The organism is Paradevosia shaoguanensis (genome assembly GCF_016801025.1).
In the GTDB taxonomy this organism is placed as follows: domain Bacteria; phylum Pseudomonadota; class Alphaproteobacteria; order Rhizobiales; family Devosiaceae; genus Paradevosia; species Paradevosia shaoguanensis.
This window is the reverse complement of sequence record NZ_CP068983.1, coordinates 4393727-4420723: the sequence shown is the minus strand read 5'-3', so window position 1 is coordinate 4420723 and position 26997 is coordinate 4393727. Positions and strand designations below refer to the sequence as shown.

Below are 26997 nucleotides of genomic sequence, written 5' to 3'. Positions count from 1 at the left end.
GGAATAGTGAGCGGAGAGCCTGACAGCATTTTCGACACCAACCCGGTGGCGCTCCCACAGGGCGGGCCGCTCTACCTGCAGCTCAAGCGCTGGATCGAAGACGCTATCCATCGCGGCGCGATCAAGCCCGGCGACGCTCTTCCTTCCGAGCGTGACTTGGCTCTCAAAGCAGACGTTTCCCGTGTCACGGTCCGTAAGGCCGTCCAGCATCTTGTCCAGGACGGCGTGCTTATTCAGCGCCACGGCTCGGGCACCTTCGTCGCGCCGCAAAGCCAGCGCGTGGAGCAATCGCTCTCGCACCTCACGTCCTTTACCGAGGATATGGCACGGCGCGGCATGAGCGTGCGCTCGGAGTGGCTGGAGAAGGGAATCTACATCCCGTCGCCCGAGGAGACCGTGACCCTGGGCCTTTCCTCCGGCGATATGGTCGCGCGGCTCGGTCGCCTGCGGCTTTCCAACGACGTGCCGATGGCTATCGAGCGGGCAGCGCTCTCGGCCCGTATTCTGCCGGACCCGCAGGTCGTGCAGAATTCGCTCTACACTCACCTCGAAAAGAGCGGCAATCGTCCGATCCGGGCCATTCAGCGTATCCGCGCGGCGAATCTGGGCGAGAGGGACGCAAAGCTCCTTGATGTCGCCGCCGGTTCGGCAAGCCTCAACATCGAACGCATTTCGTACCTGGCCTCCGGGCGTGTGATAGAGTTCACGCGCTCGATCTATCGAGGTGATACCTACGACTTCGTCGCCGAACTTCGCCTCGGCGAAACCCTACGACAGACTGGAACCGCCAATGAATGAAAAGACCTTTATGCGGCGCGAGATCGAGGAGATCCCGCAGGCCGTAGAGCGCCTCCTCGCTGGTAGCCATGACAGCTTCGTCGCCACCGGTGCCGCCCTGCGGGAAAAGGAGCCGTCGATGGTCGCCACCATTGCGCGCGGCTCCTCAGACCACGCCTCGGCCTTCCTCAAATACGCCATCGAACTGACGGCCGGTCTCCCGGTCGCCTCGATCGGCCCCTCGATCATGTCGATCTACGGCAAGGAGCTGAAGCTCCAGCGCGCAGCGGCTATCGCCATCTCGCAATCCGGCAAGAGCCCGGACATCGTTGCCATGGCCAAGTCCGCCCACGAAAGCGGCGCCCTGACCGTCGCGATCACCAACACTGCCGGCTCGCCCCTGACCGTGGCTTCCGATTTAACCATCGGTCTCTTCTCGGGCACCGAGAAGAGCGTCGCTGCCACCAAGACCTACGTGGCCTCGGTCGTCGCCGGCCTTGGCGTTCTCGGGCACTGGATGAACGACAAGGCGCTGCTGGCTTCGCTCGACAGCCTTCCTGAGGTCTTTGCCAAGGCTATCGACTGCGATTGGTCGCCCCTGGCCGAAGCACTTGATGGTCACCAGTCGCTCTATGTGCTCGGCCGTGGTCCCTCGCTCGCCATCGCCAGCGAGGCCGCGCTCAAGTTCAAGGAAACCTGCGGTATCCACGCCGAGGCCTATAGCTCCGCTGAAGTTATGCATGGCCCGGTCCGCATTGTTGAACAAGGCTATGCCATCCTCGCTTTGGCTGCCCGCGACGCCGCCGAAAAGTCCACGGCCGAAATGGCGCACAAACTGGCCGGGCAGGGCGCTCTGGCCTACGTCACGTCCGACATTCCGGGCGCCGCAAAGCGCTTGCCGTTCGCTCCGACCGGCCATCCGATCACCGACGCGCTCTCGCTGGTCGTGTCATTCTACGGTTTCGTCGAAGCGCTGTCGCGCCGCCGCGGCTTCAACCCGGACGTGCCGCCCAACCTCAAGAAAGTGACGGAAACGGTATGACCCGTACTGCTTTTCTCGGCGCCCGTATCTTCGATGGCGAGGAATGGATCGAGGATTCGGCGCTGCTGGTGAATGACGGCGTCGTCGAGGGTATCGTTGCCATTGGCGACATCCCACATGGCGTCGCTCGGCACGATTTCGCTGGCGGCATGCTCGTTCCCGGCTTTATCGACCTGCAGGTCAATGGCGGTGGCGGTGTTCTTCTCAATGAAGACCGCACGCTTTCCGGCCTCAGGACCATCTGCTCGGCGCACTACCAGTACGGCACAACCGCGCTGCTGCCGACGTTGATAACCGATACACCGGCGATCACCGCTGAAACCGTCGCCGCAGGCAAAGCGGCCGTCGAAGCACAGCTTCCTGGTTTCCTTGGCCTGCACCTCGAAGGTCCGCACCTTTCCCTCGCGCGCAAGGGTGCCCACGACCCCGCGCTCATCCGCCCGATGAACGAGGAGGATCTCGCCAATCTCATCGCGGCTCGCCAGGCCTTGCCGAATCTCCTGACGACGGTCGCCGCCGAAACCGTGAAGCCTGAGCAGATCGCTCGCCTCACCGAAGCCGGCGTTGTCGTCAGTATCGGCCATTCCGATGCTTCGATGGTCCAGGTGGAAGCGGCAGCCAAGGCCGGCGCCAGCATGGCGACCCATCTCTTCAACGCCATGAGCCAGATCGGCAATCGCGAACCGGGCGTCGCGGGCTCCGTCCTGTCCCTTGGCTCGATGAGCGCCGGCCTCATTGCCGACGGTATCCACGTACACCCGGAAACCATCGGCATCGCGCTACGCGCCAAGACCGGTCCAGCCCATATCTTCCTCGTTACCGACGCCATGTCGCTGACGGGCAGCGACCTGCAAAGCTTCACGCTCAATGGCCGCGTAATTCACCGCGCCAACGGCGCGCTGCGTCTGGAGGATGGCACACTAGCCGGCGCCGATCTCACGATGATCGACGCCATCAAGTATATACGCGATGTGGTGGGGCTAAGCCTCGAAGAGGCCCTGCGTATGGCAACCCTCTACCCGGCGCGCTCACTCGGCGTAGCGCACCGCCACGGCTTTCTGGGGCAGGGCTCGGTCGCGAGCTTCGTGCATCTCTCCGATACGCTCAAGGTCAACTCGACCTGGATCGACGGTCAGAGCGTCTTCGCCGCCTGATTGGATGGGGCGGGGCGCAAGCCTCGCCCATTATCCGCGACCGATATAGGGCATGTTCGTCGCCATGATGGTCATGAACTGCACATTGGCCTCGAGCGGCAGATTCGCCATGTAGACGATCGCGTCCACCACATGACGCACCTCAAAGGTCGGCTCCGGCATGATCGTGCCATTGGCCTGAAGCACGCCGGACTGCATGGAGGCGGTCATGTCGCTCGCAGTATTGCCGATATCGATCTGCCCGCAGGCGATATTGAACGCGCGACCATCGAGCGAGATCGCCTTGGTCAAGCCAGTGATAGCGTGTTTCGTGACGGTGTAGGGCGCTGCGCCCGGCCGCGGCGAGTAGGCCGAGATCGAACCATTGTTGACGATGCGGCCGCCTTGCGGGTTCTGGTCCCGCATCGCCCTGAACGCCTCGCGCGCCACGAAGAATGCCCCATTGAGGTTGGTATCCACCACGTCCGTCCAGGTGGAGATGTCTGTGTCTCCAAACGAGGCGGCCGGGCTGAAACGTCCGGCATTGTTGAAAACGAAATCGACCCGACCGAGCTGATCACGCACCCGCGCGAAGAATCGATTGACGTCTCCTGGGTCGGACACGTCGCAAGCCGCGAAGAATGCAGCGCCCGCCTCTTCAGTCGCTTCATCGAGCCGGTCGCGCCGGCGGCCGCAAATGGCGACCCTGTAGCCCGCTTGCGATAGCCCGATGGCGCACGCCTTGCCGATTCCCGACGTCGCCCCAGTAACGACCGCCACCTTGCCCTCACTCATGAACCGTCCGTCCTTCCTCAGGTCATTGGATATGCAAACGAAACTTCGCTCGTCCGGAATACCGGCCAAACACGTGATCAAAATAGGGCAGAGCTGTCACAGTAATGGCCGCGGCCGCCCCCGCGAAGCTCAGCGGGAAAGCCCTGTTAACACAGTGTTTAGGGCGGTTAATCAAGCGTTTCCAACTGTGTGCTGAATCTGCAACAACCATGTCCCAACCATGCTGCGCAGCCGGAAAGTGGCTTTTCTGCGATTGCGCGCCCAACCGCCTTGCGTAGAGTGCGTATTGCGAATCCATGCATGGGATCGTTTGTCGGTCGCAACGCGACGGCAACACACTGCACCACAAACAAGTGTGGTCGCGTTTCGACAAGCCGCCGGTTCACCGGCACAAAAAATGACTGACTTTGGAGGTCAACAATGAAAATCAGGAGCCTTCTGCTAGGTTCTATCGCTGCGGCCGGCCTGGCCTCGGGCGCTCAGGCAGCTGACCTGGGTGTTCTGACGTCGCTCGACGTTTGCGACAGCCTCGGCCTGTCGGGTCTGACCATCTCGTCCGACACCAACTGCCTGCAGATCACCGGTGGCGTGAGCTACGAATTCAACTGGGGCGACTACCGCACCGCCGTTCCCTACGCTCAGCTTCCGGGCAACCCGTGGGCCGACAACACCACCGCGAACCCGGACTTCATGGTTAAGGGTAGCTCGGTGAACGGTCGCACCGGTGGTACCGAATCGGTGGATTACGACTCCAAGGTTGAGGCTTGGATTCGTGTTCTCGCCGCGGCAGACAGTGACTTCGGTCAGGCGAAGGCCATTATTGGTCTGCGTCAGGTCGAGCGTTACCGCATGAGGGACGGCGGCTGGGCCCAGACGGACAACACCGTGGCAGATCCGCTTAACTTTGGCTATCAGGGTATCGGTCTGAACGGCGACTCCACTGCTGGCGTTGAACTTAATGAAGCCTATGTGTCCGTTGGCGATACCACCGTCCTGATGGCTGGTCTTCGCAAGAAGGGCAAAGACGGCTCGATCGGCAACATTGATGATGACGTGCCGTTCAACTATCTCGGTCTCTTCGGTTCCACGGCTACGGACGCTGGCGTTCTCTTCAAGAATGGCGCGCCGTTCCTCGGTGGCCTCTCGATCCAGGCCGTTAGCGATCTTGGCAATGGTGTGTCGGTCGGTGTCGGCCTCGAAAACATCGACAACCGCGACGGCAATGCCTCGATCTTGGGTACTAACGCTGTTGCACGCAAGATCATGGACGGCAACTCTGCCGGCACCCTGCTTGGCGTTGTCAACTATGCTGGCGAGTCTGTGACGGCTCACCTGACCGGCGGCGCGATCGGCGTGCTCGATGGCCACATCGACTCGTGGTTCGCTCACACCGGTGCCACTGCGACGTTTGATAACTTCAAGCTTCGCGCAGCCGTTGCTTACCTCGGTGACAACACCGGCGGTATCAACCGCAACTATTGGCATGGTCTGGTTAGCGGCCAGGCGACCTTCGACATGTTCACCCTGGCGCTGTCGGGCGAGTTCAAGTCGAGCGATGTTGCTGGTGTTAAGACCGACGGTTATGGTATTGGCGCGTCTATCGGCGCTCAGGTCACCGAGACCGTGTCGCTGAACCTCGGCGGCCGTTACTTCCACACCAATAACTTTATCCTCCCGGCGCCGGGTGGTGCTGTGGATCGGAACATGTGGCAGGTTGAGGCGCAGATCGTTGCGGCTCTCACCGAGACTCTCAAGGCCAGTGCTGCCGTTGGTGTCTATGGTGGCGACGTTGTGCAGGCTTCGCTTGCTCCCCCGCCGTTGTCGGGCAACAGCACCGCTTACTACGGCTCGATCGGTCTCGATTGGGCTCCGGGCGGCGACTTCACTGCCTCGATCAAGGGCCAGGCCAACTCGGAAGGCGCTTACAAGGCTACCTTCAAGGCTGCCAAGACCTTCCAGTAAGCTTTTGCTTCTGTCTGAATTGGAAAGGCCCGGCTTTGCCGGGCCTTTCTGCTTTTGTGGCGCCTTCGTCACTTCTGGCGTATTCGCGGTCTGAAGAAGTGCTTTCCTGGAGCTTGATGGTTTCAAAGCCGCGATTCGACGGGTAGCTTCCGGCTGAACTGATCTTGCGGACGAGGATGGCATGCGGCGTTTCGGGTACTGGGCTTTGATAGGCGTTCTTCTGAGCAGCGTCGTTTTTGTAAGCGCATCTATTGGCCAGGAGGCGACGACACCGGGCAACTCGGCTGGCTCCATCGTTACGCTTCCGGCCGCTAAGGTTGCTGATTTCTGGCTGACTCTGCAGGTGACGCCTGAGAGCCATGGCGTTGAATTTCATGGCTTTGTTCCGGATCAGCAATCGCTCGACAAGTTGAGCGCGCTTGCTGGTGCGGACACCAAAGGCGTGACGATTGCCGATGGCGCGCCTTCCGCCTATGCTGCAGGACTGGCGTTTGCCCTCAATGCGGCCGAACATCTTGCCGAAGGTCGAATTGCGCTGCGCAGCAATGTCGTGACGATCAAGGGTGTCGCCAAATCCGAGGCCGATGAATCGGCGCTTAATGAGATGAGCAAATCGGGCGTGCCGGCCGGAGTGGTGCTGGCATTGCTTGAAGTCTCGGCGCCGAAAGCATCCGATGCGGTCCCCACCGCGGCGACCGGTGCTGCTCCTGCGGTTTCAGCAGCGGCTGCACAGGCGCCGGCGGCAGCGAGCGAGCCGGCAGCCTCCGAAGCGCCGACACAAACGGACGTGACCGAAAGCGCGGAGGCGGCAGAACCTACCGACGCGGCCGGGGCCGAGGTCGCGCCGCCGACTGTGCCTGCCATCGACCCGAACTATGCGTTCAAGGCATCTCGTGTTGCCGGAGGGGCGGTTGTGCTGAGCGGCGCTGTGCCGACAGATCCCGCAATGCGGTATTTTGGCGTGGTGGCCGGGAGTGCGCCGACCACGGGGCTTTCCATAGCCGAAGGCGCTCCGGAAACTTTTATAGCCGATGCGGTTGGTGGGTTGCGGGCCCTGATGAAGCTCAGCGACGGAGAACTGGCATTCGAGGGCGGCAAGTGGACCCTTCAAGGCAAGGCGTCCAGTGTTGGTGACCTGACGAACGCGAAGGCCGAACTCGCGGCGCTTTCAGATACCGGCGCGTGGTCGATCGAGCTCGCCGGGCCGGCGCCCAACGACGTTTGCCGTACGCAGGTGGCGGAGTTTGCGGGGACGCATACGATCCTCTTCCAATCGGGCAGCGCGCGGATGACCGATGAATCGCGCGGCGCACTCAAGGACCTGGCGGCGATCCTCGAGCAGTGCCCGGATGCGACGGTGCACGTCGAGGGGCACACCGATAGCGATGGCGATGCCGATGCGAACCTGGCCTTGTCCGTGGCTCGGGCCGAGGCTGTGACGGCGGTCCTCGTGGAGGAGGGCGTCAAGGATACGCGCCTCTATGCCATCGGATATGGAGAGACCGTGCCGATCGCCAGCAACGATACCGCTGCCGGCAAGCAGCAGAACCGCCGCATCGTGTTCACGGTGCTCGACGAACACAGATAAGGCTGCGCGCATGGTTGAATGGCTGATCGGTTTGACCACGAACTATTGGTCTCCGCTCGTTCTCGCCCTGGTGGCCGGCCTCGCAAGCGGCTGGGTTAAGGCCGGCAAGGATGCCGGAGGGAGTAAATGAGCGGCGTGATCGAGGCTGCCCTGGCGGTGCTGGTCGTTTACCTGGTCGGCTGCATTGGCGGATATGTGGCACGTCGGGCCAGCCGGTCGCCTGGCGTGCGGCGTACGGCTCAGAGTGCGCCGGCGGCTTCAGGTGATAGCGCCGCGGCTGAGAGCGATGTTGATGAGACCGCATCGCCCTTCGACGTGGCGACCTCGATGCCGGCTCGGCCGCGTAGGGCCAATGTGCGGATTGTCGTGCCTGCGCCGCCGTTGGAAGATGCCGCGGATTTGACCGCCGATGCTGAGCCTGAGCCGATGGCCGGTCTGCCGTTTGCGCTGGCGGAGCCGCGCGACGGCAAGCCGGATGACCTCAAGCAGATCAACGGGATCGGGCCGAAGCTTGAGGCGCGGCTGCATGAGGCAGGAGTATTCCATCTCGATCAGTTGGCAGCATTGAACAAGAAAGCCGCGGCAATGCTGGATGAGCGGCTGGGGCTCGGCGGGCGTGTCGTTCGCGAGGAGTGGAGCAAGCAGGCCAAGGCACTTCGGCCGCGGCGGGTGAAGGGGAAGGCCTAGGATCCGAACTCAATAAGTCCCGGTGCCCCAGAGCGCCTTATCTTCCCATTCGAAAGAGTCCAACGGAAGCGCCGTCCGTCTGCCGCGCCACTGAACTTCCCCGGCCGCAGAGCCGGGGCCCACGGGTTCCTCCACTCGAGTGGAGAATGGCAATGGGCCCCGGATCAAGTCCGGGGAAGTCCGGGGGGTGTGGCGACCATCGCAACCTCATCTACCGGTGCAATTGAGTACGGACCCTAGGGACTAGGCCTCACCGAGTTTCCGCCGTGATCTCGAAGTGCCGGTCCGCACTGTTTAGCCGGGTTTATTGCGTGACTGCCGCGAGTCGAGCCGTTGGCGTGTCTACTCTGCGACCGAAGCATCGATTCTGTGACTGAGGGATCGATGGAGTAAGCCAGGGCCGCTGGCGGTGGCAATCTCACGGACGATAGCGTGGGTGTTGCTTCGACCTGAAGGCGGGCCGCGCACCCAAAATCGTCTCCCGAGGAGCGCCGGGCGTCGCGTAAGGCACTCGCTACGGCGCCATTTTTGCGCAGCCTAAACAAGAGAGGCCCACCAGAGAGGCTCCGAAGCAGGTGAGATAAAGCTGCTGCCGGTACTGCTCTTCCGCCTATTCTCGACTGTGCCCCGGGGGCCAGTCTCGTGGAGCCGGTCATACGGGGAGGAGGCATGTTGGAAGTGGGTCACCGACGGCGATAAGCGGCCCGTCCGTGCCGATACGCCAACGTTGATAAGGGGGCGACACTCGGCTGGTCGCCTTCCGAAGGCTAACCTCTTGCTGGCTTGGACGGGCGGGCGGTCCTGAATCGCTCCGGAAGTGCGGTTGAGGTCGCGCCCTGTGGCAGCCAAGGTGGAAGGCCCGGCGTTAGCCTTGTGCATGTGCGGGGACCATCGAGCGACCCAAATCCGGAACGGCTAGACATCATACGGAACCGGCCCCATTCACGGGCGGGCTTCGCGGCTGGAGGTTTGGGCGAGGGGATCGATCGCAGTGCCGGCATAGCTGCCAAGCCGCCCGCTCCAACTTGCCAATCCTGCCGTCTAAGCGGCGACCTTACCCGTCTTGCCCAGCTTCTCGACGAACGCGACGATCGCCCGTACCTCGTCGGGGTGGTTGAGCAGGGCGGGGGAGCCTTCGTCGTTGATGATGAGGGCGGGGGCTTCGGGGCGGCGGCGGGTCATGGCCTCGAAGGTTTCGCGGCGGAGCTGGTCGGTGAGCTGGCTGCGGAAGAGCATGAGAGGGATGTGTTGCAGGGCGTCGAAGAGGGGCCATTGCGCGACGAGGACGTCGTCGGCCTCGAAGGAATCCAGCATCTTGAGGAGGTGTGGATCGAAGAGGGCGTGGGCGCGGCCGCGCTTGTCGATGAAGTGGGTCCGTAGGGCCAGGGCATCGAGCTGCGGGTCGGTAAGGCCGGGATAGTCGCGGCTGAGAATCTGGCGCATGCCCGCGCGAAGCACGGCTTCGCCGCGCCAGCCGGCGATGTGCTGGAGATTGCCGCGCAACCGCACAAGTCCGCGGGAATCGCTGAGGGGACCGGCATCGATCAATACCGCGCCGGCGATGAGACCGGGGCGCCGCGCGGCCAATGCCATGGTGACCTGGCCGCCATAGCCCTGGCCGACAAAAGCCGCGCGCTCGACGCCCAGGGCGTCGGCGAGGGTGCAGAGGTCGGCGGCGTCCTGCGGCGAGGCGTAGCGCAGCTTGTCGCTGCGGTCGGTGGAGCGGCCACGACCGAAGAGGTCGACCAGGATGACGGGCCAGCTTTCGCCGGCAAGGCGGCCGAAATAGCGGATGAAGTCTGTGAAATCCGTCATGTTGCGCTGATAGCCGGGCACGCAGATGACCGGCACACGCCGCGAACTGAGGCGGCCGGAAATATGCACGGCCATCTGGTCCGCGCCGGTGCCGATGGTGATCGTGCGTACGGGCAGGGCGGCAAATGGCGGGTGGTCGGGCGGGTAATTCCGGTTGGCCATGCAAGCGTCTTAGCAGACGCCCGCATGGTGGCAATGGGCTTTAGCCCATCAGCCCGGAATCTTGCGCAGGGCGTCCATCAGGGTCATGCCGGAGTCGCCCAGCCGGGCCCGGTAGACGAGGTAGTTGCCGAGAACGCGCTGCACGTATTTTCGCGTTTCCTGGAAGGGGATGAGTTCGATCCAGACGACTGGGTCGACGCGGCTCGAACGCGGGTCGCCATAGGCGGAAATCCACTTGTTGGCATTGCCGGCGCCAGCATTGTAGGCGGCTGCGGCGAGGACGAGCGAGCCGTCATAGCGGTTGAGCTGGGCAGCGAGATAGGTCGAGCCCAGAAGCGCGTTGTAGGCGCCATCGGTTACGAGGCGGGTGGCCGAGTAATCGACGCCGACCTTGGCTGCGGTTTCCTTGGCGGTGCCTGGCATGAGCTGCATGAGACCGCGCGCACCGGCGCTCGACACGGCATCGACCTGGAACCGGCTTTCCTGGCGGGTGATGGCGTAGACGGCGGCCTTGTCGATGGCGGCGAGCGCCGCGTTCTGGGGCAGGCCGTCCTTGGGGAAGCTGAAGAGATCCATCGGCGCGCCGCGGCTTTCGGCTGTCTCAGCGATGGTGATGGCAACCTGGTGGGCGCCGATCGATTGGGCCAGTCGAGCGGCGAGAACCATCTCGCCGGTATCGGTGAGCCTGGCGGCAAAGGTGCGCAGGAGCGGCATGGCCATGCTCTGCTGGCCATTGGCGGCGAGCAGGCGGATGGCCTGCACCGGCTCGCGGGCGTCGAACACGGTTTCGCTGTGCTTCCAGGCCGGCATGCCACGAATCTCGACGCCCTTGAGGCCAAGCTCGGCGCGAGCGAGGAGACCGTAATAGACGGTGCTGTACTTGGCGGCAGCCTCGAGCGCGGTCTTGGCGCCGGCGTCATCACCGAGCTGCCGCAAGGTGCGCGCCAGCCAGTAGTCGGCCTGGCTGACGGTGTCGGGCAGGGTGGAGAGGGAGCGCATCTTCTCGAAATGCGCCTTGGCCGATTTCGGGTCGCCAAGGAAGGAAGCGGCGATCCAGCCGGCGTGGAAGCGGGCGTCGACGAGGCGACCCTCCGGGCCTTCGCGATAGGTGTCGGCGGCCTCGTAGGCGAGCTTGGCATCGCCCGCAGAGAGGAGCTGGCGGATCAGCGTACGGCGCTCGTACCACCACTCGGCAGCATCGGGCAGGTCGCCGCTGGCCTTATTAAGCCAGTCGATGGCGCTCTCATAAAGCTCCGCCTGGCGGGCGCGCTGTGCGCGGGAGAAGATGAAGACAGGGTGCTTCTGATAAGCCGGGTCGACCGCGTCGAGCAGCGCCTTGGCGTTGTTGGCGTTGCGCGAGACGGCAATGCGGGCAACGGCGAGGGACTTCTGGCCGGACGATAGAAAGGGCAGGAGCCGTTCAACGCCGGCGGCGCGGTCGTTCATCATCAGGTGAACGGCGCGGGCCCAATGGGCATCGCGATCGAGGAGGGAGCCGAGCTTGGCTTTGACGTCGTCCTCGGACTTCTGGTCGAGATAGTTGTCGACCCAGATAGAGCGGGCGATGCGGGCGGCGCGATCCTTCTGGCCGCTTTCGAGATAGGCGGAGGCCAGGGCGATCTGCGCGGGAATGGTCGAGGGCATGGCGCCGCCGAGCAGCCGGATGACATCGGCGCTGTCGGCATTGGCCTTGACCAGCGATTGCTCAAGACGGGTCTTGTAGAGGCCGGCAGTGGCGTAGTCGGGGGCGTCGGCGGCGAAGCGCGCGATGGATTCGTAGTCGATATCGGTGCCGCCGTAATAGATCGCCGCCCACTGGATCGTGCGGCGCTCGACGGCACTCTGCAGGCCGCGAGCGGCTGCATAAGCATCGGCGTAATTGCGCGATTTGAGGAGATCGAGCGCGCGGCGGAACGTGGCCGAACCCTGAGGCAGGCCAGCGGCAATGGGCGCCGGATCGATGGCGGCGGTCGTGGTGGTATCGACCCCGTCAACAGCCATTGCGGGGATTGGGGCGGCTCCGGCCTGCAGGAACATCGTCGCTGCGAGCAGGCCAGCAACAAGGCGAGGACGCCTCTGTTGCACTAGTAGCATGGTACCGTCCTGTTGGTCCTGAATTCTAACCCAACAAGGTGCCCCCATCCTTGCGGTTAACCCAACGTTACCCGGCCAGGGTGAACATTTGGTTGCTGCAAAGTTCTCGCGGCCGATAGCGGTGATAGCCCTGACACCCAACTTGTCGTGCCGCACAACAAAAAGTATGGTGCCCACCTCCGAACGGCCGCCATACGAGCGGCACCATCACACCAAGCCACGGCGCAACTGTGGCAGAACACCAAGGAATACCTCAAATGCTGAGAGGATCGATCACGGCGCTCATCACCCCCTTTGCCAATGGGGCGGTCGATGAGAAAGCCTTCTCGGCATTCGTGGATTGGCAGATCGCGGAAGGCTCGCACGGCCTGGTGCCGGTAGGCACCACGGGCGAGAGCCCGACGGTGAGCCACGAGGAGCATCGCCGCATCATCGAGATCTGCGTCGAGATCGCCAACAAGCGCGTGCCGATTCTGGCCGGCGCGGGTGCCAACTCGACCGCCGAGGCAGTAGCGCTGGCGCGCTATGCCGAGGAAGTGGGGGCGGACGCGGTGCTCTCGGTCGTTCCCTATTACAACAAGCCGAACCAGGAGGGGCTCTTCCAGCACTTCTCGGCCGTGGCCAATGCAACGGCGCTGCCGATCATCCTCTATTCGGTGCCGGGGCGTACCGTGGTTGACCTGACGGTGGACACGATCGCGCGGCTGCGCGACGCGCATGACAACATCATCGGCGTCAAGGACGCGACCTCGGACATGGGCCGGGCGACCGCCCAGCGCGCCAAGCTCGGCAAGGATTTCATCCTGCTCTCGGGCGAGGACATGACTGCGCTCGGCTTCAACGCCCATGGCGGCACCGGCTGCATCTCGGTGACCTCCAACATCGCTCCCAAGCTCTGTGCCGAGTTCCAGAACGCCTGCCAGCAGGGCAATTACGCCCGGGCGATCGAGCTGCAGGACAAGCTCGCTCCGCTTCACCGCACGCTCTTCCTCGAGCCGAACCCGACCGGCGTCAAATACGCCGCCAACAAGCTGGGCCTGGCGCAGAACGAACTGCGTCTGCCGCTGGTCCCGATCTCGCCCGCAACCCAGCAAGCCATCGACGGCGCCCTGGCGCATGCGGGGCTGATCTAAGGCTCGCCATGGCCCCCAAGAAGGAAGGCAAAGGGCTCATCAGCCACGGACAGGTGGCTGAGAACCGGCGCGCGCGTTTCGATTACGAGATCATGGACACCGTCGAGGCCGGCATCGTGCTGACCGGCACCGAGGTCAAGTCGTTGCGCGCCGGCCAGGCCCAGATCGCGGAGAGCTATGCTTCGCCCGAAGGCGGCGAGCTCTGGCTGATCAACGCCTATATCCCCGAATACCTGCAGGCCAACCGCTTCAACCACGTAGAGCGGCGGCCGCGGAAACTGCTGGTTTCCAAGAAGCAGCTGGCGCGCCTGTCCCAGGAAGTGGAGCGGGCGGGCAATACGATCGTGCCGCTCAAGCTCTACTTCAACGAGCACGGCAAGGCGAAGCTGCTGATCGGCCTGGGCAAAGGCAAGAAGGCCTACGACAAGCGCGAGACCGCCAAGAACCGCGACTGGAACCGCGAGAAATCGCGGATCATGAAAGAGGGCGGGCGCGGCTAGCGCCTGCCGGGGGCGAGCTGGCGGGCTCGCCGAGGTTTCTATCCGAGATGCTGGTTTGGTCCACTCCGGTGAAGGCTGGGGCGGGGTGGTGTTTGGCGTGCGCGGCGAGTGCTGTGCGGGGCTGGATGCACCCGCGTGAGGGGCGGGGGGCGATGGTGAGCGTGAAACATTGTTTCACGGCGGTTTTTATTGCAGTTTTGCGTTTGGTTTTGAAGTTAACATATTGATATTGTTGAGTTTTGTTTTCCGCGGAGCGCGTAAATCGTTAAATTTTGACTCAATTTCGGGGTTCGTTTGCGCATCTTTTGCGGATTTGAGCGGAAATTCGCGAGTTTTTGAGGAATGTTTGAGGCTGGTTTTTGCTCCTGGCGGGTGGCGGTGAGAGTGGTGTCGGGATTGTAATCCGGCTGAGGGGTGGGGGGATAAGTTAAGGTGGAGCGCTCTGGTGGAATAGTGTCCAGTGACGGGCCGCCATCCCGGGAGCTTGCCACTTACTCGATCTTCCCCGGCCGGAGAGCCGGGGGCCATGGATGGCGCCACTCGGGTGGAGGGGTGCAATAGGCCCCGGGTCTTCGCCCGGGGAAGTAGGGGTGGGGAGGGATGGGGGCCTGTGGCGCCCCGATCGTGCCGTTGGACGCTCCAGGCCTCAGCCCTTGATGAACGCCGCAGCCCGGCCGATGACGTCCTCGAACATCTCGGTGGTGAGCACGCCCGTGTTCGTGTTGTAGCGGGAGCAGTGGTAGCTGTCGAAGAGGCGGCGGCCGGAGGTGAGGTGGTGTTCGGCGCCATGGCCGAAAGGGAAGGAGGCGCGGCGTTCGTGGAGGGTGGTGAGGAGTGTGTCGTGAGCGATGCGGCCCAGGGCGACATAGGCCGTGGTGGTCTCGAAATGGTCGAGCGCCGCTGAGAGGAAGCGGCGGCAATTGGCGATTTCGGGGCCGGTTGGCTTGTTCTGTGGTGGCACGCAGCGCACGCCGTTGACGATCACGACATTGTGGAGCTGCAGGCTATCGTCCGCACGCGCCTCGAACTCGCCCGAGGCAAGGCCGAACTTCTTGAGCGTGGCGTAGAGGAGGTCCCCGGCAAAGTCGCCGGTGAAGGGACGCCCGGTCTTGTTGGCGCCCTTGAGGCCGGGAGCGAGGCCGACGATCACCAGCCGGGCGCGCTCGTCACCCCAGGGCGGGACGGGCGCGTTGAAGAAATCCGGATAAAGGGCGCGGTTCGCATGGCGGAATTCGGCCAGGCGCGGACAAAGCGGGCAATCGTGCGGGGGATTGATCTCAGGCAAGGGGAAGTCTCGGAATCACTCCGAGTCATCCTCGACAACGGGAGGAGTCCGGTCAACCGGCGTGCGGCCGACAGTCTTGGCGAGCTCGGCGACATCGAGGAAGAAATCGGCCTGACGGCGCAGGTCGTCCGAAATCATCGGGGTCGAGGTGGTGAGGGTGGAGGCGACGGTAACGCGCTTGCCCTTGCGCTGGAGTGCGGCAACGAGCGCGGTGAAGTCGCCATCGCCTGAAAACAACACCATGTGATCGTAGAATGGCGCCATTTCGAGCGCATCCACGGTCAGTTCTATATCCATATTTCCCTTGATCTTGCGGCGGCCGGTCGCGTCGGTGAATTCCTTGGCGGGCTTGGTGACCACAGTAAAGCCGTTGTAGTCGAGCCAGTCGATCAGCGGGCGGATCGAGGAATACTCCTGATCCTCGATGAGGGCAGTGTAATAGTAGGCGCGAAGCAGGTAGGCCTTGCTCTGAAATTCCTTGAGCAGACGGCGATAGTCGATATCGACGCCTATAGCTTTGGAGGTGGCGTAAAGGTTTGCGCCGTCAATAAACAAAACTACTTTTTCGCGCGGATCGATGGACATGAGCATTCTCCAGACCGGGTCGGCCGGCCTCTCAGGCTGCCCAGCATACTTGCGCCTTTGCGCATATGAGTGAATAGCTAGGATTTATCACCGACACCGTGATTACGATAGCGGTCATCGCATCAGCAATATGGCTTTCCCAAGGCAATTATTGTTGGACATCTCCATCAACAATTCCGCATCCCATACTGTTCCCATACTAACCAGTGGATTTCTATCAACAAATATGGACTAGTTCACTTTACATGCCATCCTGTGCAAGAAATGGAGATGGTGTGTGATCGTTTGGGCGATCCGCTTCGCTTGCCATCCGGCATCGGCTCGTGTAAGAGCGGCCTTCATCCCACAACTCCCTGGAGACGTCAGTGGCACGCGTCACAGTAGAAGATTGCATCGAAAAGGTCGAAAACCGCTTCGATCTGGTGCTCATGGCGGCTCACCGCGCCCGCATGATTTCGTCGGGCTCGCAGATCACCGTTGATCGCGACAACGACAAGAACCCGGTCGTCGCCCTGCGCGAGATCGGCGACGGCGCGATTTCGCCGGAAGACCTGCGCGAGGACCTCATCCACTCGATGCAGAAGTATGTCGAAGTCGACGAGCCGGAGAAGCATGCTGCTCCTCTGATCGAGAGCGGCAACGACGACGACAACATGACCTTCGACACCATGAGCGAAGACGAATTGCTGCGCGGCATCGAAAGCCTCGCGCCGCCGGAGCGTCGCGACGATTGATCGCCTGACGACTCGGACTATATGGAAAGGCGTCGAACGTTCGTTCGGCGCCTTTTCCATTTAACCAATTGATCGCTAAGATCATGCCGCAAGGAGTGCGGCACCAGCCATGATGCGTCAATACGAGCTCGTCGAGAGGGTTCAGGCCTACAACCCCAATGCCGACGAGGCGCTGCTCAACAAGGCATATGTCTACGCCATGCAAAAGCATGGCTCGCAGAAGCGCGCATCCGGCGACCCGTATTTCGCCCATCCCCTGGAAGTGGCGGCCATTCTCACCGATCTCAAGCTCGATGATGCGACGATCGCGGTGGGGCTGCTGCACGACACCATCGAGGACACCGACGCGACGCGCGCCGAGATCGACCAGCTCTTCGGCTCGGAAATCGGCGCGATCGTGGATGGCCTCACCAAGATCGAGCGGCTGAACCTCGTTTCGCGCGAGGAAGCGCAGGCGGAAAACCTGCGCAAGCTCCTGCTGGCGATTTCCGAGGACGTGCGGGTGCTGCTGGTCAAGCTGGCCGACCGCCTGCACAACATGCGCACGCTCGAATACATGCCGCCCGAAAAGCGGACGCGGATCGCACAGGAAACGCTCGATATCTATGCGCCGCTGGCTGGCCGCATGGGTATGCAGGGCATCCGCTCGGAGCTCGAAGACCTTTCGTTCAAGGTGCAGCAGCCCGAGCAGTACAACGCCATCACGAGCCGCCTGCGCGAGATGCAGGCCGACCACCACGACACCATCGACCGGATCACGTCGGAGCTGAGCGAGAAGCTCGCGGCCGAGGGGATCGACGCGAAGGTGAGCGCGCGGGTGAAGTCGCCGTTCTCGATCTTCAACAAGATCGAGCGCAAGTCGATCGCGCTGGAGCAGCTCTCCGACATGATCGGCTTCCGCGTGATCGTGGAGAGCACCGAGGATTGCTATCGTACGCTGGGCATCGTGCACACCAACTGGAAGGTCGTGCCCGGGCGGTTCAAGGACTATATTTCGGTCCCCAAGCACAACGATTACCGCTCGATCCACACCACCATCGTGGGGCCGGGCCGGCAGCGCGTCGAGCTGCAGATTCGCACATTCGAGATGCACCAGATCGCCGAACTCGGCATCGCGGCACATGCGCTCTACAAGGATGGCGCCTCGGCTGACCTGGCGCGGCTCGAAAAGGAAAGCCGCGCCTTCGTCTGGCTGCGGCAGACCATCCAGCATCTGACAGCCGGCAATACCGGCGAGGATTTTCTCGAATACACCAAGCTGGAGCTGTTCCAGGACCAGGTGTTCTGCTTCACGCCGCGTGGACGCCTGATCGCGCTGCCGCGGGGTGCGACGCCGATCGACTTCGCCTATGCGCTGCATACCGAGATCGGCGATACCTGCGTGGGCGCCAAGATCAACGGCGCCATCATGCCGCTCGTCACCCAGCTCCGCTCGGGCGACGAAGTCGAGATCATCCGCGACCAGAACCACCTGCCGCCATCCAACTGGGAAGGCATTGCTGCCACCGGCAAGGCCCGGGCGGCCATCCGCCGCGCCGTGCGTCTCGCCAGCCAGCAGCGCGCGTACTCGCTGGGCGAGCACGTGGTCAAGATGCTGCTCGAGCGCGAGAGCGTTTCGGTCGACGACGCCGAGATGAAGGCCGTGGCCGAGGCCATCGGGCATCCGGGCAAGCGAGAATTGCTGGTCGCCGTGGGCGAGGGCAAGGTTTCGACCGAAGTCATCGCCGACGAGATCGCCAAGGTGAAGGGCTTCCGCCGCCACCGCAGTCGCCGGCTCGACCTGCCGGTGCCTGACAAGGCCGAGGGCTGGTTCGCGCTGCGCGCCACCAACCTGCTGCGCTTCCGGGTGCCGGGCGCGTCGACCCGCGGACCCAAGGCGATGGCGGCGCTCGAAGAACTCAACTTCAACACGCCGGTGGAATTCTCCGCCGAGGGCGTGGTCCCGGGCGACCGGCTGGTGGGCATCCTGGAGCAGGGGGGCTCGGTGCACGTCTATCCGATCCACTCGGACGCGCTGGCCGACCTCTACGATTCCGACGTGGCCTGGATCGACGTCCGCTGGGACATCGTGGGCAGCCAGGAACGCGAGTACAAGGTCGCCATCTCGATGGAATCGGTCAATAAGCCAGGCTCGCTCGCGCAGGTCTCCTCGGCCATCGCGGCGTGCGACGCCAACATCAACAACCTCGTCATGCGCATGATCTCGCCCGATTTCCACCAATTGGTGTTCGAAATCGAGGTGCGCGACCTCGCGCAATTGACGGATGTCCTGGCAACCCTCAAACGTAGTCCCGGACTGCACAACGTTCAGCGTGCGACGGTCGCCGAAGCCGGCACCATCTCCACGCTCGAATGGAACGGAAAAATCGAACAAGCGGAGCAAGCGTGAACACCGAAGACGTTCTGGCCATTTTCAAGGAATGCGGCGCGATCCTGGAGGGGCACTTCATCCTGTCCTCGGGATTGAGGTCGCCGGTTTTCCTGCAGAAGGCGCGGGTGTTTATGTATCCGGACAAGGCCGAAATCCTCTGCCGCGCGCTCGCCGACAAGATCCGGGCCGAGGGCTACGGCAACGTGACCAAGGTGGTCTCGCCGGCCGTTGGCGGCATCATTCCGGGCTATGAGACCGCACGCCACCTCAAGCTGCCGGCGCTCTATACCGAGCGCGTCGACGGCGCCTTCCAGATGCGCCGCGGCTTCGAGATCGAGAAAAACGAGAAAGTGATCGTGGTCGAGGATATCGTCTCGACCGGCCTTTCGATCCGCGAATGCATCGAAACGCTGCGCAATATCGGCGCGGACGTGGTCGCTGCCGCCTGCCTCATCGACCGTTCTGCCGGTGAGGCCGATGTCGGTGTGCCGCTGGTGTCGCTCACCCAGTTCAAGGTGCCGGCCTACCCCGCCGACAACCTGCCGCCGGAACTGGCCGCGCTGCCGGCCGTCAAGCCGGGCAGCAGGGGCCTGCAGTGATCATCGGCATCGGCAACGATCTCTGCGATATCCGCCGGGTCGAAAAGACCCTTGAGCGGTTCGGCGAGCGCTTCACGCAAAGGTGCTTCACCGAGATCGAACGCCGCAAATCGGATCGCCGCGCCCAGCGCGCGGCCTCCTACGCCAAGCGCTTCGCCGCCAAGGAGGCGTGCTCCAAGGCCTTGGGCACCGGTCTTAATTTCGGCGTTTATTGGCGCGACATGGGCGTCGTCAACCTGCCCTCGGGCAAGCCGACCATGAAACTGACCAACGGGGCCGCAAAAGTGCTGGCTGCTCTTGTGCCCGCTGGGCACGAGGCGCATATCCACCTGACCATTACCGACGATGGCGGCATGGCCCAGGCCTTTGTCGTGATCGAAGCGCGACCGGTTGTTGACCAGAGCCGGCCGCTCCCGTAATCCCTGCCTGATCCGAGGGGCAATAGATGAGCCAATCCATGTCGAAAGACGAAAAGAAGGCCGGGCGCAACGAGGTCCGCGATACGATCGTCGTGATCATCGAGGCGCTGCTGATCGCCATCGTTTTCCGCACGTTCATCTACCAGCCGTTCTCGATCCCCACCGCCTCGATGCAGAATACGCTGATGATCGGCGACTACTTCGTGGCCAACAAGTTCGTCTGGGGCTTCGGGCCGTATTCCTTCCCGATTCCGGTGCCGTTCAACGGCCGGATCATGGGGCGCGAACCCAATCGCGGTGATATCGCTGTATTCCACAACATCACCAACGAAGACTACATCAAGCGCGTGATCGGCCTGCCGGGCGACCGCATCCAGATGAAGGAAGGGCGCCTCTACATCAACGGCACGATGGTGGAGCGCAAGGAAATCGGCAAGGCGACCGATACCGACAGCAACATGCAGACGGTGCCGGTGACGCTGTTCGAGGAAACCCTGCCCAATGGCGTGACCCACGTCATCCAGGAAATCTCGGACGACCAGCCGCTCGACAACACCGCCGAATACGTGGTGCCAGCCGGCCATTTCTTCATGATGGGCGACAACCGCGACCGTTCGGCCGATAGCCGCGTGCTCAGCCAGGTCGGCTACGTGCCGGCTACGGCGCTGATCGGCAAGGCCGAGGCCCGCTTCTTCTCCATCAAGGACAATATTCCGCCCTGGCAGATCTGGCAGTGGCCGGCCAATGTCCGCTGGGATCGCATGTTCCAAGCCGTTCATTGATGAATACCAAGGGACGAGGTCATCAGAAACTCGAAGCGCGTCTGGGTTATCGGTTCGCCGACCCGGACCTGCTCGACCGCGCGCTGACCCATTCGAGCGCCGTTTCGCCGAGCAAGCGCATCGAGCGTTCCTACCAGCGCCTCGAATTCCTGGGTGACCGCGTGCTCGGGCTCGTGGTGGCCGACATGCTCTACCGCCGGTTGCCCAAGGCCAATGAAGGCGAGCTGTCGCGCACGCTCAATACGCTGGTGCGCAAGGAAACCTGCGCGGCCATCGCCCGCGAGATCGACCTCGGCCCCGAACTGAACCTCGGCGAGAGCGAAGCTCGCACGGGCGGCGCCGAGAAGGAAGCGATCCTTGCCGACGTGGCGGAGGCCGTGATCGGCGCCATCTATTGCGACGGCGGGCTGGGCAAGGCGTTCGAGTTCATCGAGCGCATGTTCGGCGACCGGATCGGGGTGCTTCACGCCGACCGCGCCGACGCCAAGACGACGTTGCAGGAATGGGCGCAGGGCAGGGGCCTCGAACCGCCCAGCTACGTCATTGCCGGCCGCACCGGCCCCGACCACGCGCCGGAGTTCACTATTTCCGTGCAGGTTGGTAAATTCGAGCCGCTGACCGCCACCGGCGCCAGCAAGAAGATCGCCGAGCACAAGGCGGCCGAGAAATTCCTCGTACGCGAGAAAGTCTGGAAGGAAACTCTTTGACCGAAGTCGACATCAATCAGCGTTGTGGGTTCGTTGCCCTTGTCGGGGCGCCGAATGCGGGCAAGTCCACGCTGCTGAATTCCCTTGTCGGCACAAAGGTTTCGATCGTCACCCACAAGGCGCAGACGACGCGCGCGCAAATCCGTGGCGTGGTGACCGAGGGCGACACGCAGATCGTCTTCATGGATACACCGGGCATTTTCGCGCCCAAGCGCCGGCTGGACAAGGCCATGGTGCAGGCCGCCTGGTCGGGCGCGGGCGACGCGGACGTCGTGGCATTTATCGTTGATGCCATAAAGGGGATAACCCCGGAAATTGAATCACTGCTCGAAGGGCTGGCCAATGTGCGCCACCCCAAGGTGCTGGTGCTGAACAAGGTCGATGCGGTCAAGCCCGAGTCGCTGCTGGCACTCTCGGCCAAGCTCAACGAGGCGGTGCAGTTCGAATCCACCTTCATGGTCTCGGCGCTCAAGGGCAGCGGGGTCGCGGACTTCCTCGACTGGTGCATCAAGCGCATGCCGCTCGGCCCCTGGCACTTCCCGGAAGACCAGCTCACCGACCTGACGCTGGCGCTGACCGCCGCGGAAGTGACGCGCGAGAAGCTCTTCCTGCGTGTGCATGACGAGATTCCCTACAATACGACTGTCGAGACCGAGCGTTTCCAGATCGAGAAGGACGGCGCCTACCGGATCGACCAGGTAGTGTACGTCACGCGCGACACGCACAAGAAGATCGTGCTGGGTGCAGGCGGGCAAACCATCAAGGCTATCGGCGCGGAATCGCGCAAGGAGCTGATGGAGATTTTCGAGACGCCGGTGCACCTGTTCCTGTTCGTGAAGGTGCGCGAGAAGTGGGGGGACGACCCTGAGCGGTATCGCGAGATGGGGCTGGAGTTCCCGCACGGGAAGGTGTGAAGCTGGGCGCGGTGCGCTTTGCTGAGGGGTGGTGCCGCCTACCTCCCTGCTCCCCTTGAGGGAGAAGGTGGCGCGTTAGCGCCGGATGAGGGGTCGGGGCGGCGGCGCGAACCCCTCACCCGCCCGTTGGGCACCCTCTCCCTCAAGGGGAGAGGGTGGTGTGGCGCGATCTCGCGTTGAGCACTGGCCTCACCGCCCGCTCGATCTTCCCCGGCCGCAGAGCCGGGGCCCTCGGACATCTCCACTCGAGTGGAGGGGGGCAATAGGCCCCGGATCAAGTCCGGGGAAGTGCCGGGGTGGGGTGAGTTCGGTGGTGTAGGAACACCAGGCGAGCATTTCCGGGATGGGTGGCGGCTTGGGTGCCTCCTACCCGTAATAAACCCCAAGCCGTTTTCCTCCGACTTCCTGCACGCTCATGTCGATGCCGTAGATCGCCTGCATGGCTTCGGGTGTCATCAGCTCGGCGGGAGGGCCGTCGCGGACGATGCGGCCGTCGCACATGGCGATAATGCGGTCGGAATACCAGGAGGCGAAGTTGATGTCGTGGAGGACCATGACCACGGTCTTGCCGAGCTCGTCGCAGGCGCGGCGCATGAGTTTCATCATGTCGGCGGCGTGCTTCATGTCGAGATTGTTGAGCGGCTCATCGAGCAGCACGTAGTCGGTATCCTGGCAGAGGATCATGGCGACGAAGGCGCGCTGGCGCTGTCCGCCGGAGACCTCGTCGAGGAAGCGGCCGGCGAGGGGTTGCAGGCTGAGATAATCGAGGGCTTCCTCGATCTTGGCCTTGTCCTCCAGCGTCGGGCGCCCCTTGGAGTGTGGGTAGCGACCGAAGCCGACGAGGTCGCGCACGGTGAGGCGGGCCGAGAGGTGATTGTCCTGGCGCAGGATGGCGAGGCGTTTGGCAAGTACGTCGCTGGGCGTGTGGGTGACATCGAGCCCATCGACCGAGACCTTGCCCGCGCTCATCGGCAGGAGGCGGCTGATCATCGAGAGCAGGGTGGATTTGCCGGCTCCGTTCGGGCCGATGATCGAGGTGATGCCGCCGGCAGGGATGCTCAGCGATACGGCGTCGACGACGCAGGTATCGCCATAGCTCTTGCTGACATTGGTGATTTCGATCATCGCGCCGCTCCCCGCAGGATAAGGATGATGAAGACGATGCCGCCCAGGAATTCGATGACGATGCTCAGCGCCGTATCGAAGGCGAAGATGCGTTCGAGGATCACCTGGCCGCCGACGAGGCAGATGATGGCCAGGAGAATCGAGGCCGGCAGCAGATAGCGGTGCTTGCCACTGCCCATGAGGAGATGGGCGAGGCTGACCACCAGCAGGCCGAAAAAGGTGACGGGGCCGACAAGGGCCGTCGACACTGAGACTAGCACCGCGATGAGGACCAGGATGATCGAGACGGTGCGGCGGTAGTTGAGGCCCAGGTTGATGGCGTTGGCGCGGCCGAGCGCGAGCACGTCGAACGTATGCAGCATCCTGAGGCCGATGAGACTTACGCCCAGGACGATGACGGCGGAGAGGCCAAGCAGCGTCTTGTCGATGGTGTTGAAGCTGGCAAAGAGCATGTCCTGCAGCACGGCGAACTCGTTGGGATCGAGCACGCGCTGCATGAAGGTGGAGAGGCTTCGGAAGAAGATGCCGAAGATGATGCCGACCAGGACCAGCAGGTGAATGCTGCGCTCGCCCCCGGTGAAGAGCCAGCGGAAGAGGAAGCCGGAAAACACCACCATGACCGTGACTTCGAGCAGGAACCGCAATTGCGGATCGAAGCTCGAAACCTCGCGCGAGCCGAGGAAGACGATGAGGCAGGTCTGGATGAGGGCGTAGAGGGAATCAAAGCCCATCACCGAGGGCGTGAGGATGCGATTGTTGGTGACCGTCTGGAACAGGACGGTCGAAACCGCCACCGCATAGGCCACGAGCAGGAGCGCCGCGAGCTTGGTGCCGCGGAAGGTCAGGATGAAGCTCCACTGGCCCTTGGCGCCGAGCACCATGAAGGCCGCGCAGGCGGCAAGCGCGAGGACGGCAAGGATGCCGAGCATGAGGCGCGGCGTGATAGCGCGTGCCTGCTGGCGCGGCGGAGCGGCCGCGAGGGGTGCGGAGCGCGTCTCAAGCGACATTGGCGCGCCTCCGCAGCAGGAGGTAGAGGAAGATGCCGCTGCCGACGACGCCGACGACCACGCCGATCGGGATTTCGTAGGGCTGGCGGATGACGCGGCCGACGATATCGCAGAGCAGCACGAAGCTGGCGCCCATAACCGCGACCCAGGGCACGGATTTGCGCATGTTGTCGCCGAACATGATGCTCACGACATTGGGCACGATGAGCCCGAGGAAGGGGATCATGCCCACCGTCACTACGACAACGGCCGTGCCGAGCGAGACGATGCCGAGGCCCAGCGAGACGACGCGCCGGTAGTTGACACCCAGATTGACGGTGAAATCACGGCCCATGCCAGCGACCGTGAAGCGGTCGGCGGCGATATAGGCGAAGATGGTGAGGACAAAGCCGATCCAGAGCAGCTCGTAGCGGCCGCGCAGGACGCCGGAAAAGTCGCCGGTGGTCCAGGCGAGCAGCGATTGCAGCAGGTCGAAGCGATAGGCGAAGAAGGTGGTGATGGCGCTGATCACGCCGCTGAACATGATGCCGATGAGCGGCACGATCAGCACATCGCGCATCTTCACCTGGCGCAGGATGCGCAGGAAAAGCGCGGTGCCGGCGAGGGCGAAGAGGGCGGCGACCAGCATCTTGCCGAAGACCGGCATGCCGGGCGCGACGAGCGTGGCGACGAGAAGGCCCATGCTGGCGGATTCGACGGTACCGGCGGTCGAGGGCTCGACGAAGCGATTGCGCACCAGCATCTGCATGATCATGCCGGCGATCGCCATGGAGCTGCCGGCCAGCATCAGGGCCAGCGTGCGGGGAATACGGCTCGCAAGCAGAACCTGCACGGCGCGGTCCTGACCCGAAAGCAGTGTGCTGAGCGATACGTCGCTAGCGCCGATGAAGAGGCTGACTATGGCCAGCCCGATCGTGAGCGCAATGGCTGCGGAAAGGAGCTTCAAGGCACAAGGGTGCGGCCGGGTTGTTGATCCGGCCGCACGGGTTCTTATTTCGCTGCGGACACGGCCTCGCTGACCTGATCGACCAGCGTGTTGATGGCGTTGTAGCCGCTGCTCACGATGTAGGCGGAAGCCGGGTCGAGATAGACGACATGACCGTTCTTCCAGGCATTGGTCTGGGCGACGAGCTCATTGTCGAGAATCTGCTTGGCAGCCTGGCCTTCGGCGACCTGGCCGACGGCAGCGTCGCGGTCGATGACGAAGATCCAGTCGGGATTGGCTTCAAGGATGTATTCGAAGGACACTACGTCCCCGCCATGGAAGCGGTCGTCGATGTCGTCGGCAACCGGCTTGAAGCCCATTTCCTTGTGGAGCCAGCCCACACGCGAAGCCGGGCCATAGGCGCCGACCTTGCCGCCGGTGGTGACGAGGATCATGGCAGTGCCGGCGTCGGCGGCGAGACCCTTGAGGGCGGTCAGCTTCGCATCGAGCCTGGCGGTGAGTTCGGTAGCCTCGGCCTGCTTGCCGAAGACTTCGCCGAGTTTGACCACGTTGGCCTTGACGTTGTCGGTGTAGGCGGCCGGATCGATGGTCATGTCGATCGTGGGCAGCATGCCCGAAAGATCGGGATACTTGGCGGCGGAACGGCCGCCGATGATCATGAGATCGGCGCCGGCGGCATTCACGGCCTCGTAATCGGGCTCGAAAAGCGTGCCGACCTTGGTGTACTTCTCATCGGCGTACTTGGAGAGATAGGGCGGCAGGTTCGAGCCCGGCACGCCGGCCACATCGACGCCAAGCGCGTCGAGCGTATCCAGCGACGGGATATCGAGCACCAGAACCTTGGACGGCACGCCGGGAAGGGTGGTCTCGCCCTGAGCGTGCTTGACAACGATCTCCGCAGCCGACGAGACGGCGGGGGCCAGAAGAAGCGCCGCGCCAAGCGCAACGGCCAGCGACTTTCCGAAGGTCTTCAAGGGTCTACTCCATTGATTGTTTCTGCTCTTCGCATAGAGACACTAATGGTGATTGTCAAAGTCATATTAACCTCTGCGGCAAAGTGTGGAAATGAACGGGCGCTGCGCTTATCGTGCAGCCGGCTCTGGAGTTGGCGATTTGGAATGGACTGGCGAAGGTTTGCTGATCGGCGTGCGACGGCACGGTGAGACCAGCGTGATCGCCGAGGCCATGGTGCTGGGGCGAGGGCGCTATCTCGGCCTCGTGCGCGGCGGTCGCTCGCGCCAGCAGGCGGCAACGCTCCAGCCGGGCAACAGCGTGCAACTCACCTGGCGGGCGCGGCTGGAGGACCACCTGGGCACCTTTGCCATCGAATTGCTGCAGCCGCGCGCTGCCGAACTCATCGCCGACCGGGCGCGGCTCTATATGAGCCAGTTGCTGACCGAGCACCTGCGGCTATTGCCCGAGCGCGACCCCCATGATCGGCTGCTGATGGAAGCCGTGCGGCTGCTCGACGGACCGGTGAGCGGCGAGAAGCTGGCGCGGTTCGAGATGCGGCTGCTGGAGGAACTGGGCTTCGGTCTCGACCTCGAAAGCTGCGCGGTGACGGGCAATACGGAAGAGCTGACCCACGTTTCGCCACGTACGGGCCGGGCTGTCTGCCGGGAGGCGGCGGAGCCCTATCTCGACCGGCTGTTCAGGCTGCCCGCCTTCCTCCGTGGAGAGGGCACGGCGACGCCACAGGATGTGGCGGATGCCTTCGCCATCAGCGGACACTTCCTGGATATGCATGTGTGGCACCCGCGGCAGATCGAGCCACCGGCGGTGCGCGGAGTGCTGGTGGAGATGCTGGGGCGGTGAGCGCGTTGGATGCCCCCGGA

Annotated in this window: 25 protein-coding genes; 16 read left to right on the top strand and 9 right to left on the bottom strand. The window is 63.3% G+C overall.

Going from position 1 to position 26997, the window contains the following annotated elements; all coding sequences use genetic code 11:
* Positions 1-6 precede the first annotated feature (6 nt).
* Genes JNE37_RS21500 through nagA form a run of 3 tightly spaced genes read left to right on the top strand, consistent with a single transcriptional unit; the run spans position 7 to position 2973 of the window.
* Complete coding sequence (locus JNE37_RS21500) at positions 7-798, top strand: GntR family transcriptional regulator (protein WP_203064770.1); 792 nt, start codon at positions 7-9, stop codon at positions 796-798.
* The gene (locus JNE37_RS21495; protein ID WP_203064769.1) at positions 791-1819 is read left to right on the top strand and encodes an SIS domain-containing protein; all 1029 of its coding nucleotides are present in this window, start codon (positions 791-793) and stop codon (positions 1817-1819) included. Before JNE37_RS21500 ends, JNE37_RS21495 begins: the two co-directional genes overlap by 8 nt.
* Positions 1816-2973, top strand: coding sequence for an N-acetylglucosamine-6-phosphate deacetylase (gene nagA, locus JNE37_RS21490; protein WP_203064768.1), 1158 nt, complete (start codon positions 1816-1818; stop codon positions 2971-2973). The genes JNE37_RS21495 and nagA overlap by 4 nt, the downstream gene beginning before the upstream one ends.
* A gap of 30 nt (positions 2974-3003) precedes the next feature.
* On the opposite strand, the gene JNE37_RS21485 is transcribed toward nagA, so the two are convergent.
* Entirely contained in the window at positions 3004-3747 is a 744-nt protein-coding gene (locus JNE37_RS21485) for an SDR family oxidoreductase (protein ID WP_203064767.1), read from the bottom strand.
* A gap of 420 nt (positions 3748-4167) precedes the next feature.
* On the opposite strand from JNE37_RS21485, the gene JNE37_RS21480 reads away from it, so the two are divergent.
* The 3 genes from JNE37_RS21480 (at position 4168) to JNE37_RS21470 (ending at position 7984) form a co-directional block, all read left to right on the top strand.
* Positions 4168-5709 (top strand): hypothetical protein, encoded by a 1542-nt coding sequence (locus JNE37_RS21480; protein ID WP_035093087.1) that lies wholly within the window; start codon positions 4168-4170, stop codon positions 5707-5709.
* 181 nt (positions 5710-5890) lie between these two features.
* Entirely contained in the window at positions 5891-7297 is a 1407-nt protein-coding gene (locus JNE37_RS21475; protein ID WP_203064766.1) for an OmpA family protein, read from the top strand.
* Positions 7298-7423: 126 nt separating this feature from the next.
* Complete coding sequence (locus tag JNE37_RS21470; protein WP_203064765.1) at positions 7424-7984, top strand: hypothetical protein; 561 nt, start codon at positions 7424-7426, stop codon at positions 7982-7984.
* Positions 7985-9025: 1041 nt separating this feature from the next.
* Here JNE37_RS21470 and JNE37_RS21465 read toward each other — a convergent pair.
* Positions 9026-9961, bottom strand: coding sequence for an alpha/beta fold hydrolase (locus JNE37_RS21465; RefSeq protein ID WP_052152380.1), 936 nt, complete (start codon positions 9959-9961; stop codon positions 9026-9028).
* Positions 9962-10009: 48 nt separating this feature from the next.
* Complete coding sequence (locus JNE37_RS21460; protein ID WP_203064764.1) at positions 10010-11962, bottom strand: transglycosylase SLT domain-containing protein; 1953 nt, start codon at positions 11960-11962, stop codon at positions 10010-10012.
* Positions 11963-12312: 350 nt separating this feature from the next.
* Between JNE37_RS21460 and dapA the strand changes: the two genes are divergently transcribed.
* Together dapA and smpB are read left to right on the top strand one after the other, a co-directional pair.
* Positions 12313-13188, top strand: coding sequence for a 4-hydroxy-tetrahydrodipicolinate synthase (gene dapA, locus JNE37_RS21455; RefSeq protein ID WP_203064763.1), 876 nt, complete (start codon positions 12313-12315; stop codon positions 13186-13188).
* Positions 13189-13196: 8 nt separating this feature from the next.
* The gene (gene smpB / locus JNE37_RS21450) at positions 13197-13688 is read left to right on the top strand and encodes an SsrA-binding protein SmpB (RefSeq protein ID WP_035030024.1); all 492 of its coding nucleotides are present in this window, start codon (positions 13197-13199) and stop codon (positions 13686-13688) included.
* A gap of 646 nt (positions 13689-14334) precedes the next feature.
* Here the strand turns inward: smpB and JNE37_RS21445 are convergent.
* Together JNE37_RS21445 and JNE37_RS21440 are read right to left on the bottom strand one after the other, a co-directional pair.
* Complete coding sequence (locus JNE37_RS21445; protein WP_203064762.1) at positions 14335-14973, bottom strand: uracil-DNA glycosylase; 639 nt, start codon at positions 14971-14973, stop codon at positions 14335-14337.
* 15 nt (positions 14974-14988) lie between these two features.
* Complete coding sequence (locus JNE37_RS21440; protein ID WP_035030020.1) at positions 14989-15558, bottom strand: LabA-like NYN domain-containing protein; 570 nt, start codon at positions 15556-15558, stop codon at positions 14989-14991.
* 365 nt (positions 15559-15923) lie between these two features.
* Between JNE37_RS21440 and rpoZ the strand changes: the two genes are divergently transcribed.
* From rpoZ to era, 7 genes are all read left to right on the top strand, one after another.
* On the top strand, positions 15924-16292 hold the full coding sequence (rpoZ, locus tag JNE37_RS21435; RefSeq protein WP_035030018.1) for a DNA-directed RNA polymerase subunit omega: 369 nt from the start codon (positions 15924-15926) through the stop codon (positions 16290-16292).
* 109 nt (positions 16293-16401) lie between these two features.
* Positions 16402-18681, top strand: coding sequence for a RelA/SpoT family protein (locus JNE37_RS21430; protein ID WP_035030016.1), 2280 nt, complete (start codon positions 16402-16404; stop codon positions 18679-18681).
* The gene (gene pyrE, locus JNE37_RS21425) at positions 18678-19262 is read left to right on the top strand and encodes an orotate phosphoribosyltransferase (RefSeq protein ID WP_203064761.1); all 585 of its coding nucleotides are present in this window, start codon (positions 18678-18680) and stop codon (positions 19260-19262) included. The genes JNE37_RS21430 and pyrE overlap by 4 nt, the downstream gene beginning before the upstream one ends.
* Positions 19259-19681 carry a holo-ACP synthase gene (acpS, locus tag JNE37_RS21420; RefSeq protein WP_035030011.1) on the top strand — a complete coding sequence of 141 codons (423 nt, stop codon included), beginning with the start codon at positions 19259-19261 and terminating at the stop codon, positions 19679-19681. Before pyrE ends, acpS begins: the two co-directional genes overlap by 4 nt.
* A 38-nt stretch (positions 19682-19719) precedes the next feature.
* Positions 19720-20463, top strand: a complete 744-nt coding sequence (gene lepB / locus JNE37_RS21415; RefSeq protein ID WP_246513403.1) for a signal peptidase I — start codon at positions 19720-19722, stop codon at positions 20461-20463.
* Complete coding sequence (rnc, locus tag JNE37_RS21410) at positions 20463-21170, top strand: ribonuclease III (RefSeq protein ID WP_035093109.1); 708 nt, start codon at positions 20463-20465, stop codon at positions 21168-21170. Before lepB ends, rnc begins: the two co-directional genes overlap by 1 nt.
* Positions 21167-22084, top strand: coding sequence for a GTPase Era (gene era, locus JNE37_RS21405; RefSeq protein WP_035030002.1), 918 nt, complete (start codon positions 21167-21169; stop codon positions 22082-22084). Before rnc ends, era begins: the two co-directional genes overlap by 4 nt.
* Before the next feature lie 366 nt (positions 22085-22450).
* Here era and JNE37_RS21400 read toward each other — a convergent pair whose 3' ends face one another.
* From JNE37_RS21400 to JNE37_RS21385, 4 genes are all read right to left on the bottom strand, one after another.
* Entirely contained in the window at positions 22451-23209 is a 759-nt protein-coding gene (locus JNE37_RS21400) for an iron ABC transporter ATP-binding protein (RefSeq protein WP_035093111.1), read from the bottom strand.
* On the bottom strand, positions 23206-24138 hold the full coding sequence (locus tag JNE37_RS21395; protein ID WP_246513705.1) for an iron chelate uptake ABC transporter family permease subunit: 933 nt from the start codon (positions 24136-24138) through the stop codon (positions 23206-23208). Before JNE37_RS21395 ends, JNE37_RS21400 begins: the two co-directional genes overlap by 4 nt.
* A gap of 67 nt (positions 24139-24205) precedes the next feature.
* A complete protein-coding gene (locus tag JNE37_RS21390) occupies positions 24206-25162 on the bottom strand; it encodes an ABC transporter permease (RefSeq protein ID WP_203064759.1) in 957 nt (318 codons plus the stop codon).
* 44 nt (positions 25163-25206) lie between these two features.
* Positions 25207-26136, bottom strand: a complete 930-nt coding sequence (locus JNE37_RS21385) for a siderophore ABC transporter substrate-binding protein (protein ID WP_379125354.1) — start codon at positions 26134-26136, stop codon at positions 25207-25209.
* Positions 26137-26275: 139 nt separating this feature from the next.
* Between JNE37_RS21385 and recO the strand changes: the two genes are divergently transcribed.
* Complete coding sequence (recO, locus tag JNE37_RS21380) at positions 26276-26977, top strand: DNA repair protein RecO (RefSeq protein WP_182397448.1); 702 nt, start codon at positions 26276-26278, stop codon at positions 26975-26977.
* Positions 26978-26997: the final 20 nt, after the last annotated feature.